Genomic DNA, 15,370 nt, shown 5'->3' with positions numbered 1-15,370 from the left:
CAGGATTGCGGTAATACGCGCGAATTCATGCATGAAGGAGACTGTCGTGTCGGCGAACAGCTTCGACGCCCGCAGCACGCTGCAGGTGGGCGACGAGTCGTACGAGATCTTCAAGCTGGACAAGGTCGAGGGCTCCGCCCGCCTTCCCTACAGCCTGAAGGTCCTGCTGGAGAACCTGCTTCGTACCGAGGACGGCGCGAACATCACCGCCGACCACATCCGGTCGCTCGGCAACTGGGACTCGCAGGCCCAGCCCAGCGAGGAGATCCAGTTCACGCCGGCTCGCGTGATCATGCAGGACTTCACCGGTGTCCCCTGCGTCGTGGACCTCGCCACGATGCGCGAGGCCGTGAAGGCCCTCGGCGGCGACCCGTCCAAGATCAACCCGCTGGCCCCGGCCGAGCTGGTCATCGACCACTCGGTCATCGCCGACAAGTTCGGCACCAACGACGCGTTCGCCCAGAACGTGGAGCTGGAGTACGGCCGCAACAAGGAGCGCTACCAGTTCCTGCGCTGGGGCCAGACCGCCTTCGACGAGTTCAAGGTCGTCCCCCCGGGCACCGGCATCGTCCACCAGGTCAACATCGAGCACCTGGCCCGCACCGTCATGGTCCGTAACGGCCAGGCGTACCCGGACACCCTCGTCGGCACCGACTCGCACACCACCATGGTCAACGGCCTGGGCGTGCTGGGCTGGGGCGTAGGCGGCATCGAGGCCGAGGCCGCGATGCTCGGCCAGCCGGTGTCCATGCTGATCCCGCGCGTCGTGGGCTTCAAGCTGACCGGCGAGCTGCCGACCGGCACCACCGCCACGGACCTCGTGCTCACCATCACCGAGATGCTGCGCAAGCACGGCGTCGTCGGCAAGTTCGTCGAGTTCTACGGTGAGGGCGTCTCCGCCACCTCGCTCGCGAACCGCGCCACCATCGGCAACATGTCGCCGGAGTTCGGCTCCACCGCCGCGATCTTCCCGATCGACGACGAGACGCTGAAGTACCTGCGCCTGACCGGCCGCGACGCCCAGCAGGTCGCGCTCGTCGAGGCGTACGCCAAGGAGCAGGGCCTGTGGCTGGACCCGGCCGCCGAGCCGGACTTCTCCGAGAAGCTGGAGCTCGACCTCTCCACGGTCGTCCCCTCCATCGCCGGCCCGAAGCGCCCGCAGGACCGCATCGTCCTGGCCAACGCCGCCCAGCAGTTCGCCCAGGACGTGCGCAACTACGTGGACGACGTGGACGAGGCGGGCAAGGAGTCCTTCCCGGCCTCCGACGCCCCGGCGAACCACCCGAACGGCGCCCCGTCGAAGCCGACCCTGGTCACCCTGGCCGACGGCTCGTCCTTCGAGATCGACCACGGCGCCGTCACCGTCGCCGCGATCACCTCCTGCACCAACACCTCGAACCCCTACGTCATGGTCGCCGCGGCGCTCGTGGCCAAGAAGGCGGTCGAGAAGGGCCTGACCCGCAAGCCGTGGGTCAAGACCACCCTGGCCCCGGGCTCGAAGGTCGTCACCGACTACTTCGACAAGGCCGGCCTGACCCCGTACCTCGACAAGATGGGCTTCAACCTCGTCGGGTACGGCTGCACCACCTGCATCGGCAACTCCGGTCCGCTGGACGAGGAGATCTCGAAGGCGATCAACGACCACGACCTCGCGGTCACCTCGGTGCTCTCCGGCAACCGCAACTTCGAGGGCCGGATCAACCCCGACGTCAAGATGAACTACCTGGCCTCCCCGCCGCTGGTCGTCGCGTACGCCATCGCGGGCTCCATGAAGGTGGACGTCACCAAGGACGCCATCGGCATCGACACCGAGGGCAACCCGGTCTTCCTCAAGGACATCTGGCCCTCCGAGGCCGAGGTCAACGACGTCGTGGCGAACGCCATCGGCGAGGACATGTTCAACAAGTCCTACCAGGACGTCTTCGCGGGCGACGCCCAGTGGCAGGCGCTGTCGATCCCGACCGGCAACACGTTCGAGTGGGACCCGCAGTCCACCTACGTCCGCAAGCCCCCTTACTTCGAGGGCATGACGATGGAGACCACCCCGGTCTCCGACATCGCCGGCGCCCGCGTGCTGGCGAAGCTGGGCGACTCGGTCACCACCGACCACATCTCCCCGGCCGGTGCGATCAAGGCCGACACCCCGGCCGGCAAGTACCTCACGGAGCACGGCGTCGAGCGCCGCGACTTCAACTCGTACGGTTCCCGCCGCGGCAACCACGAGGTCATGATCCGCGGTACGTTCGCCAACATCCGCCTGCGCAACCAGATCGCGCCGGGCACCGAGGGCGGCTTCACCCGCGACTTCACCGTCGAGGGCGCGCCGGTCTCCTTCATCTACGACGCCTCGCAGAACTACCAGGCCGCCGGCATCCCGCTGGTCATCCTGGCGGGCAAGGAGTACGGCTCCGGCTCCTCCCGCGACTGGGCCGCCAAGGGCACCGCGCTGCTCGGCGTCAAGGCCGTCATCGCCGAGTCCTACGAGCGCATCCACCGCTCCAACCTGATCGGCATGGGCGTCCTGCCGCTGCAGTTCCCGGAGGGCGCCTCGGCCGCCACCCTGGGCCTGACCGGCGAGGAGACCTTCGCCTTCACCGGTGTGGAGGAGCTGAACAACGGCACCACCCCGCGCACCGTCAAGGTGACCACCGACACCGGTGTGGAGTTCGACGCGGTCGTCCGCATCGACACGCCGGGTGAGGCGGACTACTACCGCAACGGCGGCATCATGCAGTACGTGCTCCGCAACCTCATCCGAGGCTAAGGGCGCGCCAAGCGGAGCCGTCCTCCGCTTATCGGCACCATAGGGCCGTATCCCCGTTCCGGGGGTACGGCCCTTCCGTATTGCGTCACGGCGGTGCCAGGTGACGGGCAGGTCTCAACTCGGAAAAGCTGGTGGTCGACCTTGTGCACGATCTTGCTGAGGCGAGCGGAAGTGGACTATACCTGTGCGCGTCCAGGTCGCTTCGTAGGAGCGGCCCCGGACCCGGGGGACAGCGGGGATCTGCGGCGTCGCCCGCAGGCACGGCAACTGCCGTGATTTCCCGCCTCCTTCCCACTTCTGACGAAGGCGAGGACATGAGCATGGCATCCACCGGTGAGGGCCTCGGCCGCCGTGATCTGATCAAGCGCTCTGCCGCACTCGGCCTGATCACCGTACCGACGATGGGCTTCCTGTCCGCCTGCGCGTCCGGCGGCAGCGAGCCCACCAGCGGGCCGTCCAAGGCCGCGACCAGCACGCAGAACCCCTTCGGAGTAGCGAAGGGCAGCAAGATGGACGTCGTCGTCTTCAAGGGCGGGTTCGGCGACGACTACGCCAAGGCCTGGGAGGCCGCCTTCGACAAGAAGTGGGGCACCACCAGCTCCCACCTCGGCACCCAGGAGATCACCGGAAAGCTCCAGACGCGCTTCAACGGCGGCAACCCGCCGGACGTCGTCGACAACTCCGGTGCCCAGAGGATCAAGCTGGACGTGCTCTTCAAGAGCAACCAGCTCGCCGACCTCACCCCGGTCCTCGACGCGCCCTCGCTCGACGACCCGAGCAAGAAGGTCCGGGACACGCTGATCGAGGGCACCGTCGAACAGGGAACGCAGGGCGGCAAGTTCGTCTCGCTGAACTACGTCTACACCGTCTTCGGCTTCTGGTATTCCGGCAAGCTCTTCAAGGAGAAGGGCTGGACGGCGCCCAAGACCTGGGACGAGTTCCTCGCGGTCTGCGCCAAGGCCAAGGAGGCCGGCATCGGCGGCCTCGCCCACCAGGGGAAGTACCCGTATTACATCAACGTCGTCATCATGGACCTGATCGCCAAGAAGGGCGGTCTGGACGCCATGAAGGCGATCGACAACCTGGAGCCGAACGCCTTCGAGGGCAGCGCGGCGGCCCTCGCCGCCGTCGAGGCGGTCTACGAGGTGGTCGAGAAGGACCTGCTGCTCCCCGGCACCAACGGCCTGACCCACACGGAGTCCCAGACCGCCTGGAACCAGTACAAGGCCGCCTTCATCCCCTCCGGCTCCTGGCTGGAGAACGAGCAGCTCAAGCAGACTCCCGAAGACTTCGACATGCAGTTCCTGCCGGTTCCGCTGCTGGCCGACAGCAAGCTGCCCTTCGAGGCCATCCGGGCGGGCGCCGGCGAGCCCTTCATCGTCCCGGAGAAGGCCGCCAACAAGGCCGGCGGCCTGGAGTTCATCCGTTCGATGCTGTCCCGCGAATGGTCGACCATGTTCGCCCAGCAGGCCAACTCGCTCACCGTGGTCAAGGACGGCGTGGACCCGGGCGTGAAGCTGCGGCCGGGCACCCAGTCGGCGGTGACGGCCCTCAAGACGGCCGGGACGAACACGTTCAACTACCTGTACCCCGACTGGTACAGCGAGATGGACACGGCGATCCAGGACGCGTCCAATGAGCTGATGGCCAAGCGGATCCAGCCGAAGGAGTGGATCAAGCGCGCCCAGGCTGCGGTAAACAAGGCGGCGCAGGACCCGAACGCCAAGAACAACCGTCGCAGCTGACTCCGCGCTCCACCGGTCACCGGCACACCAGGACGGACACCATGAGCCAAGTAGTCCAGGGCAGGGGGCGGGGCGGCTTCATCGCCGGCTTCCTCCTCGCACCCCTCGCGCTGTACCTGACCTTCGTCATCTGGCCGTACGTACAGACGTTCGGCTATTCCTTCACCAACTGGTCGGGCCAGTCGCCGACGTTCGACTTCGTCGGAGTGGACAACTACGCGGCACTGATGAAGGACGAGGTCTTCCGCGGCGCCCTGTGGCACAACCTGCTGCTCCTGGTGTTCGTCCCGGTCGTCACCATCCTGCTCGCCCTCTTCTTCGCCTTCATGGTGAACGCGGGCGGGCGGGGCGGGGCCGGCGGCGTGCAGGGTGTGCGGGGGTCGGGCTTCTACAAGATCGTCTACTTCTTCCCGCAGGTCCTCTCCCTGGCCATCCTCGCGGTGCTCTTCGGTGCCGTGTACCGCACCGACGAGGGCGGTCTGCTCAACGGTGTCCTCATCCGGCTCGGCCTGGTCGACCGGCTGCACCCGATCGAGTGGCTGAACGAGCCGCGACTCGTCCTCTGGTGCCTGCTCCTCGTGGTCGTCTGGCACGGCGTCGGCTTCTACCTCGTGCTGTTCTCGGCGGCCATGCAGTCCGTCCCCAAGGACATCTACGAGGCCGCCCTGCTCGACGGGGCGGGGCGCGCCCAGACCTTCTTCAAGGTCACCCTGCCGCTGCTGTGGGATTCTGTGCAGACCTCCGCGGTCTATCTGGGCATCGCCGCGATGGACATGTTCGTCCTGGTGTCGACCATGACCTCGGGCCAGTTCGGCGGCGGACCCGACCACCACAGCGAGGTCATGGCGACGGTGCTGATGAGGAACTTCCTCTACTTCGGCAAGAGCGGCTACGCCTGCGCCATGGGCGTGGTCATGCTCGTCCTCACCATGATCCTTTCCGTCATCACGCTGCGCGCCACCCGCCGCGAGCGCATCGAGTTCTGAGCGGGAGACCCCCCATGACCACAGTTGTCAAAGCTCCGGGCGAGGCCGCAGCGGAACGGTCCGGCGGAGCCGGCCCGAGCGGGGAACGGCGCGGTGGACGCTCCGAGGGCATGGTCCTCAACGTCTTCTCCCACGGCTTCCTCGCCGTCTGGGCCATACTGATCGTCCTGCCCCTGATCTGGCTGGCGCTCGGCTCCTTCAAGACCGACGCGCAGATCGGCGGCTCGGCGCTCAGCTGGCCCGCCCACTGGAACGCCGACGCCTTCGGCCGGGCCTGGGACAAGGGCATCGGCGACTACTTCGCCAACACGCTGATCGTGATGGTGTTCTCCGTCCCGCTGACGATGCTGCTCGGCTCGATGGCTGCGTACGTGCTGGCCCGCTACCCCTTCCCGGGGAACCGGTTCCTCTACTACTTCTTCGTCAGCGGGGCGATGTTCCCCGTCTTCCTGGCGCTCGTCCCGCTGTTCTTCATGGTCAAGCGGTTCGACATGCTGAACACGTACCAGGGCCTGATCCTGGTGTACGTCGCCTACTCGATGCCGTTCACCGTCTTCTTCATGCACTCGTTCTTCCGCACGCTGCCGACGGCGGTGCACGAGGCGGCGGTGATCGACGGGGCCTCGGACACCCGGATCTTCTTCCAGGTGATGGTGCCGATGGCCAAGCCCGGCCTGATCAGCGTCGGGATATTCAACATCCTGGGCCAGTGGAACCAGTACATCCTGCCCTCCGTTCTGATGCAGCCCCAGACGGGATCGGACCCCGAGCGCTACCTGCTCACCCAGGGCCTGATCCAGCTCCAGCAGCAGCAGGGGTACGAGACCGACCTGCCGGTGCTGTTCGCCGGTGTGACGATCGCAATGCTCCCGATGCTGGTGGTCTACCTGTCCTTCCAGCGGCAGATCCAGGCCGGTCTGACCTCCGCCACCCTCAAGTAGGCCGTGATCCCCCCGCGCGTCAACGGGGCAGCCGGCGAGGGCGCTGCAAGGACGTCGATCGGGACGCTCTCCCGAACACCTTCCTGCACAGCGCGGTCACCTACGGCGCCCGGTCCGGCCGGGCCGCAGAGGACCGGCCTCGGCGGACCATAGCGTGATCAAGGGGCCGGATCTCTCCCTCTTTCGTCCGCTAGTGACCGTTTCGTGCCGTGTCAGCCTCTTGACGTGTGGATGCGCAAAGGCTCGACTTAAGGTTCACAAGTTGGAGAGACGCCGGGGTCTCGGAGCGCGCAGCCGCGATGTGTCCCGGCCGGGGGGCGACGGCTGGCCGTCGCTTATGGGCAGGAGTGGATGAGTCGTGCAGACTCCGGGATCGCAGTCGTCGCTGCATCGCGCGAATCTCGAACGGGTCGTGCGGGCGGTGCGGCTCGCGGGATCGCTGACCCAGGCGGAGATCGCCCGCGCCACCGGACTGTCGGCGGCCACGGTCTCCAACATCGTCCGGGAACTGAAGGACGGCGGGACCGTCGAGGTCACCGACACCTCGGCCGGCGGCCGCCGGGCGCGCAGCGTCTCGCTCAGCGGTGACGCGGGCATCGTCATCGGCGTCGACTTCGGCCACACCCACCTGCGGGTGGCGGTCGGCAACCTGGCCCACCAGGTGCTGGCCGAGGAGTCCGAACCGCTGGACGTCGACGCCTCCTGGGCGGAGGGCTTCGACCGGGCGGAAGCCCTGGTCGGGCGGCTGATCGCGGGCATCGGGGTCGGCCTGGAGAAGGTCATCGGCGTCGGCCTCGGCGTGCCCGGCCCGATCGACGTGGAGTCCGGAACCCTGGGTTCGACCGCGATCCTGCCGGGCTGGGCGGGAATCAACCCCCGCCAGGAGCTCTCCCAGCGCCTCGGGGTGCCCGTGTACGTGGACAACGACGCGAACCTCGGAGCCCTCGGTGAACTCGTTTGGGGGAGCGGGCGGGGAGTAAAGGACCTGGCCTACATCAAGGTGGCCAGCGGCGTCGGCGCCGGCCTGGTGATCAACGGCCAGATCTACCGCGGACCGGGCGGCACCGCGGGCGAGATCGGGCACATCACGCTCGACGAATCGGGCCCCGTCTGCCGCTGCGGCAACCGCGGCTGCCTGGAGACCTTCGCCGCCGCCCGGTACGTCCTGCCGCTGCTCCAGGGCACGCACGGGCGTGATCTGACGATGGAGCGGGTGGTCGAACTGGCCCGCGAGGGGGACCCGGGCTGCCGCCGGGTGATCACGGACGTGGGCCGCCACATCGGCAGCGCCGTGGCCAGTCTCTGCAACCTCCTGAACCCGAGCCGGGTGGTGTTGGGCGGCTCGCTGGCGGAGGCCGGGGAGCTCGTCCTGGCCCCCATCCGCGAATCGGTGGGGAGGTATGCGATCCCCAGTGCGGCCCGGCAGTTGTCGGTGCTGACGGGGTCCTTGGGCGGGCGCGCCGAGGTGCTGGGCGCACTGGCGCTCGTCCTCAGCGAGATGGGCGATTCGACGCTTTTGTCAGACCATGGAAGTGGAGTGCGAGCTCCAGCCGTCTTGCCTTCAGGTAGATAACGGATGGCACCGTTGTCATCTCGTTAAGTATTCACTCCTTGACGGCAAAACGCGGCCGGGGTTGACTCACATCCACCTCGGCCGCAGTGCTGCGGCCTCGTCAGGGAGGTTCAAGTAATGAACACGCGTATGCGCAGAGCCGCCGTAGCTGTTGCCGCCGGTGCCATGGCCGTTTCGCTCGCCGCTTGTGGCAGTGCGAAGGAGGCCGGCGACAAGACGAAGGAAGCCTCCGGCGCTGCCAAGGGGGACGCGATCAAGGTCGGTCTGCTCCTGCCGGAGAACCAGACCGCGCGTTACGAGAAGTTCGACAAGCCGCTGATCGAGAAGAAGGTCGCGGAGCTCACCGGCGGCAAGGGCGAGGTCGTCTACGCCAACGCCAAGCAGGACGCGACCACCCAGAACTCCCAGGTCGACACGATGATCACCAACAAGGTGGACGTCCTGATCATCGACGCGGTGGACTCCAAGGCCATCGCGGGCTCGGTCAAGAAGGCCAAGGACGCCGGCATCCCGGTCATCGCCTACGACCGTCTGGCCGAGGGCCCGATCGACGCCTACACCTCCTTCGACAACGAAGAGGTCGGCAAGGTCCAGGGCAAGGCGCTTATCGAGGCGCTGGGCGACAAGGCCAAGGACGGCCAGATCGTCATGATGAACGGTTCGGTCACCGACCCGAACGCCAAGCTCTTCAAGTCCGGCGCGCACTCCGTCCTCGACGGCAAGGTGAACGTCGGCAAGGAGTACGACACCGTCGAGTGGAAGCCGGAGAACGCCAACACCAACATGGCGGCCGCCCTCTCCGCGCTCGGCAAGGACAAGGTCGTCGGCGTCTACTCGGCCAACGACGGCATGGCGGGCGGCATCATCACCGCCCTCAAGGCCGCCGGTGTGTCCCCCCTGCCGCCGGTCACCGGCCAGGACGCCGAACTCGCCGGTGTGCAGCGGATCGTCGCGGGCGAGCAGTTCATGAGCGTCTACAAGCCGTACGCCCCCGAGGCCGAGGCCGCCGCGAAGATGGCCGTCGCCCTCGCCAAGGGCGAGAAGCTCGAAGGCGTCACCACCTCCACGGTCGACAGCCCGACCAACAAGGGCGTTCCGTCCGTGCTGATCCCGGTCGTCTCGCTCACCAAGGGCAACATCAACGACACCGTCGTCAAGGACGGCGTCTACACGGTCGCAGAGATCTGCACCGACAAGTACGCGGCCGCCTGCGCCGCCCTCGGCCTGAAGTAGCGGCCCCCGTCGCCTCCCCGTGAGGCGGCCCCCGTGCCTGACCGGCGCCCCGCCCACTCATCCCCGCCACCGGCGGGGCGCCGGGCAGAAACGTTCCCCCATTCGCCCCGCTCCTGCTCTTTTTGCACGACATCCCCGCCGGTCAGGCGGCGAAGGAGATGGTTCATGTGTCCGCTGCGCCCGTGCTGGCGTTGCGAGGGGTCTCGAAGCGGTTCGGCGCCGTTCAGGCCCTGACCGACGTAGAACTCGAGATCCACTCCGGTGAAGTGGTCGCCCTGGTCGGCGACAACGGTGCCGGCAAGTCCACGCTGGTCAAGACGATCGCCGGCGTGCACCCCATCGATGACGGTGTCATCGAGTGGCAGGGCCGCCCGGTCTCCATCGGCAAGCCCCACGACGCCCAGAACCTGGGCATCGCGACGGTCTACCAGGACCTGGCGCTGTGCGACAACATCGATGTCGTCGGCAACCTCTTCCTCGGCCGGGAGCTCAAGAAGTTCGGCGTCCTCGACGAGGTGGAGATGGAGCGCCGCGCCCGCGAGCTCCTGACCACCCTGTCCATCCGGATCCCCAGTGTCCGTATCCCCATCGCCTCGCTCTCCGGCGGTCAGCGCCAGACCGTGGCGATCGCCCGCTCCATGCTGGGCGAGCCCCAGCTCGTCATCCTCGACGAGCCCACCGCCGCCCTCGGCGTCGAGCAGACGGCCCAGGTCCTCGACCTGGTGGAGCGGCTGCGCGAGCGCGGCCACGCCGTCATCCTCATCAGCCACAACATGGCCGATGTGAAGGCCGTCGCCGACAAGGTGGCGGTCCTGCGGCTGGGCCGCAACAACGGTGTCTTCAATGTCGCCGACACCTCGCAGGAAGAGATCATCTCCGCCATCACCGGTGCCACGGACAACGCCGTGACCCGCCGGGCGGCCCGCACCTCGGAGGCCGGCAAGTGAGCACCCAGAACCCTGCCACCGGTCCACTGGGCAAGGGCCCCGTCGACAAGCAGGAGCACATCGATCCGGTCAACCCCGCGGCCGCGCACGACGCGATCCCGGCCGTGGACCCCCGCCTGCTCGTCAGGGAGCAGGGCCTCGCCGGATACGTGGGCGAGTTCAAGCGCAAGATGAAGGCCGGCGACCTGGGTTCCATCCCGGTCGTCATCGGCCTGGTCATCATCTGGTCCATCTTCCAGGGGCTGAACGAGAACTTCCTCTCCCCGGAGAACCTCAGCAACATCGCGATCACGATGACCGGCACCGGCATGATCGCCATCGGCATCATCTTCGTGCTGCTGCTCGGCGAGATCGACCTCTCGGTCGGCTCGGTCAGCGGCGTCTCGGGCGCGATCGTCGCCGTCCTCGCCGTCACCCACGGTATGAACGAGTGGCTGGCGATCCTGGCGGCCATCGCCGGAGGCGCCCTGATCGGCTGCATCCACGGCTTCTTCTTCGCCAGGATCGGTGCCCCGGCCTTCGCCGTCACCCTGTCGGGCCTGCTCTTCTGGCTGGGCGCGATGCTGCAGATCCTCGGCAGCAACGGCACGATCAACATCGACTCCGACGGCGTGGTCGGCCAGCTGACCACGTACTTCTTCTCGGACGTGGCCGTCGCGTACGCGCTGGCCACGCTCGCGGTGGCCGGTTACTTCCTCGCGGCCTTCCTCGACGCGAGGCGCCGCGAGGCGGCCGGGATGCCCTCCCGGCCGCTCGCCGAGATCCTGCTGCGCACCGGCCTGCTCGCGGTGTTCGCCTTCGGTCCCGCCGTGCTGTTCAACCAGTACAAGGGCCTGCCGCTCGCGGTGGTGGTCTTCCTGCTGGCCCTGGTCGTCACGGACTTCGTGCTGCGCCGCACGACCTTCGGGCGAAACGTTTTCGCGCTGGGTGGCAGCGTCGAGGCCTCCCGCCGCGCGGGCATCAACGTCACCCGGATCCGGATCACGGTCTTCGCGATCTCCAGCACCTTCGCCGCCATCGGCGGTCTGTTCTGGGCCTCGAAGATCGCGGCGGCCAACCAGAGCGCCGGCGCCGGCGATCTGCTGATGAACGTGATCGCGGCGGCCGTCATCGGCGGCACCAGCCTCTTCGGCGGCCGGGGCCGGACCTGGAACGCCCTCCTCGGCGTCATGGTCATCGTCTCGATCCAGTACGGTCTGGCCCTGGAGGGCATCGCGACGCCGATCCAGTACATGATCACCGGTGCGGTGCTGCTGGCCACCGTGGTGATCGACTCGATCACGCGCAAGACCCAGAAGACGGCCGGACGCGCCTGACGGTGCGTCCGACTGCGCGCCGGAGCGACGTCCGGCGGTAAGAACGGTCACAGTGCCCGGTGCCACTTCGTGTGGCGCCGGGCATCCGTGCGTACGCGTGGCGGGTACTCCTGTGCGGGTATACGCCCGTTTGTGATGTGTGGCCGCACAGTCGTGCGTACATGTATGACAAAGGTGTGACTCCGCCGGGACGGCCCGATGACCGGGCCCGCGGGCGGAACATTAGACTCGACAGACCAGCAAGCAACTGCAAGGAGGCACGGGTGCTGCTGACCCGCATCAAGGGACCGCGCGATCTGGACCGGCTCAGCCAGGAGGAGCTCGAACAGCTCGCCGCCGAGATCAGGTCCTTCCTCGTCGACGCCGTCTCCAAGACCGGCGGGCACCTCGGCCCCAACCTCGGGGTGGTCGAACTGACGATCGCCCTGCACCGGGTCTTCGACTCGCCCAAGGACAAGGTCCTCTTCGACACCGGCCACCAGGCCTACGTCCACAAGCTGCTCACGGGCCGCCAGGACTTCGCGGGCCTGCGCTCCAAGGGCGGCCTGTCCGGCTATCCCTCGCGCGCCGAGTCCGACCACGACGTGATCGAGAACTCGCACGCCTCCACCGTGCTGGGCTGGGCCGACGGCCTGGCCAAGGCCAACGAGGTGCTGGGCCGCGAGGACCACCACGTCGCCGCCGTCATCGGCGACGGCGCGCTGACCGGCGGCATGGCCTGGGAGGCGCTGAACAACATCGCCGCCGCCAAGGACCGCCCGCTGGTCATCGTCGTCAACGACAACGAGCGCTCGTACGGCCCCACCATCGGCGGTCTCGCGAACCACCTGGCGACCCTGCGCACCACGGACGGCTACGAGCGCTTCCTGGCACGCGGCAAGGAGATCCTGGAGCGCACCCCCGTCGTCGGGAAGCCGCTCTTCGAGACCCTGCACGGCGCCAAGAAGGGCCTCAAGGACTTCATCGCCCCGCAGGGCATGTTCGAGGACCTGGGCCTGAAGTACATCGGGCCCATCGACGGCCACGACATCGATGCCCTGGAGTCCGCCCTGCAGCGCGCCAAGCGCTTCAGCGGCCCGGTCATCGTGCACTGCCTCACCCAGAAGGGCCGGGGCTACACCCACGCGGAGCAGGACGAGGCCGACCGTTTCCACGGCATCGGCCCGATCCACCCCGACACCGGCCTGCCGGTCTCCACCGACGCCGCCAGCTGGACCTCCGTCTTCGCCGACGAGATGGTCAAGCTCGGCAAGGAGCGCAAGGACATCGTCGCGATCACCGCGGCCATGCTCCAGCCGGTCGGTCTGAAGAAGTTCGCGGACGCCTTCCCGGACCGCATCTACGACGTCGGCATCGCCGAGCAGCACGGCGCCACTTCGGCGGCGGGCCTGGCGACCGGCGGGGCCCACCCGGTCTTCGCGGTGTACGCCACCTTCCTCAACCGGGCCTTCGACCAGGTCCTGATGGACGTCGCCCTGCACAAGTGCGGGGTCACCTTCGTCCTGGACCGCGCCGGTGTCACCGGCACGGACGGCGCCTCCCACAACGGCATGTGGGACATGTCGATCATGCAGGTCGTGCCAGGGCTGCGGCTGGCCGCCCCGCGTGACGCCGAGCAGCTGCGCGCCCAGCTGCGCGAGGCCGTCCAGGTCGAGGACGCGCCGACCGTCGTGCGCTACTCGAAGGGCGTCGTCGGCCCGGCCGTCCCGGCCGTCGGCCGCATCGGAGGCATGGACGTGCTGCGCGCTCCCGGGGCCGACGTCACCCGTCCGGACGTACTGCTCGTCTCGGTCGGTGCGCTCGCCCCGATGTGCCTGGAGATCGCCGACCTGCTGGACAGGCAGGGCATCACCACGACCGTGGTCGACCCGCGCTGGGTCAAGCCCGTGGACGAGGCGCTGGCACCGCTGGCCGACCGCCACCGCGTGGTCGTCACCGTCGAGGACAACGGCCGGACCGGCGGCGTCGGCTCCGCCGTCTCGCAGGCCCTGCGGGACGCGGGGGTCGACGTACCGCTGCGCGACTTCGGCATCCCGCAGCGCTTCCTCGACCACGCCTCCCGCAAGGAGGTCATGGCCGAGATCGGGCTGACCGCTCCGGACATCGCCCGGCAGGTCACGGGCCTGGTCGCCAAGCTCGACGGCCGCTACGACAGCGAGCCGGCCGCCGCCTGCGACTAGGACCCTGGGCGCCCCCGTCCATGGCCGGTACGGCCACTTGGCGGCTGCCCCTAGATCGCCGCGCGGTTGCACGTCACGGGCCGGGAGATCACTCTTGAGGAGTGGGCCTCCCGGCCCGTTCGCGTGCGTCGACACCTTTCGGAGGTGCGTTGGTGAGTAGGGATATGAACAGCCCCTTCCGCACCAAGACGGTGGAGCAGTCCATCCGTGACACGGAGGAGCCGGAACACGCGCTCCGGAAGTCGCTCTCCGCCTGGGACCTGACGGTGTTCGGTGTGGGTGTCATCATCGGCACCGGCATCTTCGTGCTCACGGGCATCGCTGCCCGGAACAACGCCGGACCCGCCACCGCCCTCGCCTTCGTGGCAGCGGGCATCGTCTGCGCCCTCGCGGCGCTCTGCTACGCCGAGTTCGCGTCCACCGTGCCGGTGGCCGGATCGGCGTACACCTTCGCGTACGCCTCGATCGGCGAGCTGCCCGCCTGGATCATCGGGTGGGACCTCGTGCTCGAGTTCGCGCTCGGCACCGCCGTCGTGGCGGTCGGCTGGTCCGGGTACGTGCGCAGCCTCATGCACACCAACCTCGGCTGGGACCTGCCAGCCGCGCTCTCCGGGCCCGACGCGGGCGGATCCTTCGACCTGCTGGCCTTCCTGCTGATCCTGGTGCTGACCGCGGTCCTGGTCATCGGGACGAAGCTCTCGGCGCGGATCACCGCGATCGTGGTCGCCATCAAGGTCACCGTGGTGATGCTGGTCATCATCGCGGGCCTGTTCTTCATCACGGCCGACAACTATTCCCCGTTCATCCCTCCGGCCGAACCGCAGCCCGCGGGCAGCGGGTGGCACGCGCCGCTGGTCCAGGTGCTCTTCGGCTACGCGCCGACCAACTTCGGCGTCATGGGCATCTTCACCGCGGCCTCGCTCATCTTCTTCGCCTTCATCGGCTTCGACGTCGTGGCCACGGCGGCCGAGGAGACCAAGAACCCCCAGCGGGACATGCCGCGCGGCATCCTCGGCTCGCTGCTGATCTGCACGGTGCTCTACGTCGCCGTGACGCTGGTGGTCACCGGCATGCAGAAATACTCGGAGATGTCGCCGAGCGCCCCGCTCGCCGAAGCCTTCAAATCCGTGGGCCAGCCCTTCTTCGCCGGCGCCATCAGTCTCGGTGCGTCCGTCGGGCTGATCACCGTGTGCATGATCCTGCTGCTCGGCCAGACCCGGGTGTTCTTCGCGATGAGCCGTGACGGCCTCCTGCCGCGCGTCTTCTCCGTCACCCACCCCAAGTACCGCACCCCCTACCGGGCGACGCTCCTGCTCGGTGGGGTCATCGCCGTCGTCGCGGGCTTCACCAGCCTCAAGAAGCTCGCGGAACTGGTGAACATCGGCACCCTGTTCGCCTTCGTGGTGGTCGCCCTCGGCGTGATCATCCTGCGCCGGACGCGCCCCGACCTGCACCGTGCCTTCCGCACCCCCTGGGTGCCCTTCGTCCCGATCCTGTCGATCGCGGCCTCGCTCTGGCTGATGCTCAACCTGCCGACCGAGACCTGGGCGCGCTTCGGGATCTGGATGGCGATCGGCATCGTCGTCTACTTCATCTACGGACGCCGCAACAGCCGCCTCGGCAAGGTCGGCGCGGACGCGAAGTTCTGACGTTCCGCAGGGTGAAAAGCCGGAAGCCGGCCGAAC

The 15,370-nt window shown here is 68.1% G+C and carries 10 protein-coding genes; all 10 read left to right on the top strand.

The features are described from left to right. Positions 1 to 46: 46 nt before the first annotated feature. The 10 genes from acnA to ACWGIF_RS09030 all read left to right on the top strand — a co-directional run bounded on the left by acnA (position 47) and on the right by ACWGIF_RS09030 (position 15,334). Positions 47 to 2,764 (top strand): aconitate hydratase AcnA, encoded by a 2,718-nt coding sequence (acnA, locus tag ACWGIF_RS09075; protein ID WP_453493283.1) that lies wholly within the window; start codon positions 47 to 49, stop codon positions 2,762 to 2,764. Positions 2,765 to 3,078: 314 nt separating this feature from the next. Next, the gene (gene ngcE / locus ACWGIF_RS09070) at positions 3,079 to 4,509 is read left to right on the top strand and encodes an N-acetylglucosamine/diacetylchitobiose ABC transporter substrate-binding protein (protein ID WP_453493280.1); all 1,431 of its coding nucleotides are present in this window, start codon (positions 3,079 to 3,081) and stop codon (positions 4,507 to 4,509) included. Between the two features lie 41 nt (positions 4,510 to 4,550). After that, positions 4,551 to 5,495 (top strand): carbohydrate ABC transporter permease, encoded by a 945-nt coding sequence (locus ACWGIF_RS09065; RefSeq protein ID WP_453493277.1) that lies wholly within the window; start codon positions 4,551 to 4,553, stop codon positions 5,493 to 5,495. A 14-nt stretch (positions 5,496 to 5,509) separates the two neighbouring features. Then, a complete protein-coding gene (locus tag ACWGIF_RS09060) occupies positions 5,510 to 6,436 on the top strand; it encodes a carbohydrate ABC transporter permease (protein WP_453493274.1) in 927 nt (308 codons plus the stop codon). A 358-nt stretch (positions 6,437 to 6,794) separates the two neighbouring features. Then, positions 6,795 to 8,009 (top strand): ROK family transcriptional regulator, encoded by a 1,215-nt coding sequence (locus ACWGIF_RS09055; protein ID WP_453493271.1) that lies wholly within the window; start codon positions 6,795 to 6,797, stop codon positions 8,007 to 8,009. A gap of 117 nt (positions 8,010 to 8,126) precedes the next feature. Beyond that, the gene (locus tag ACWGIF_RS09050) at positions 8,127 to 9,242 is read left to right on the top strand and encodes a sugar ABC transporter substrate-binding protein (protein WP_453493268.1); all 1,116 of its coding nucleotides are present in this window, start codon (positions 8,127 to 8,129) and stop codon (positions 9,240 to 9,242) included. Between the two features lie 158 nt (positions 9,243 to 9,400). Further along, complete coding sequence (locus tag ACWGIF_RS09045) at positions 9,401 to 10,189, top strand: ATP-binding cassette domain-containing protein (protein WP_453493265.1); 789 nt, start codon at positions 9,401 to 9,403, stop codon at positions 10,187 to 10,189. 26 nt (positions 10,190 to 10,215) lie between these two features. Beyond that, positions 10,216 to 11,505, top strand: a complete 1,290-nt coding sequence (locus ACWGIF_RS09040) for a sugar ABC transporter permease (RefSeq protein WP_453493510.1) — start codon at positions 10,216 to 10,218, stop codon at positions 11,503 to 11,505. A gap of 263 nt (positions 11,506 to 11,768) precedes the next feature. Beyond that, entirely contained in the window at positions 11,769 to 13,685 is a 1,917-nt protein-coding gene (dxs, locus tag ACWGIF_RS09035) for a 1-deoxy-D-xylulose-5-phosphate synthase (RefSeq protein ID WP_453493262.1), read from the top strand. A gap of 164 nt (positions 13,686 to 13,849) precedes the next feature. Beyond that, positions 13,850 to 15,334, top strand: coding sequence for an amino acid permease (locus ACWGIF_RS09030; RefSeq protein WP_453493259.1), 1,485 nt, complete (start codon positions 13,850 to 13,852; stop codon positions 15,332 to 15,334). The last annotated feature ends 36 nt before the right edge of the window (positions 15,335 to 15,370 follow it).

Source organism: Streptomyces sp. NPDC054849 (genome assembly GCF_053610945.1).
Note: the sequence above shows the minus strand (reverse complement) of the source record. Positions and strands in the feature narration are given on the sequence as shown.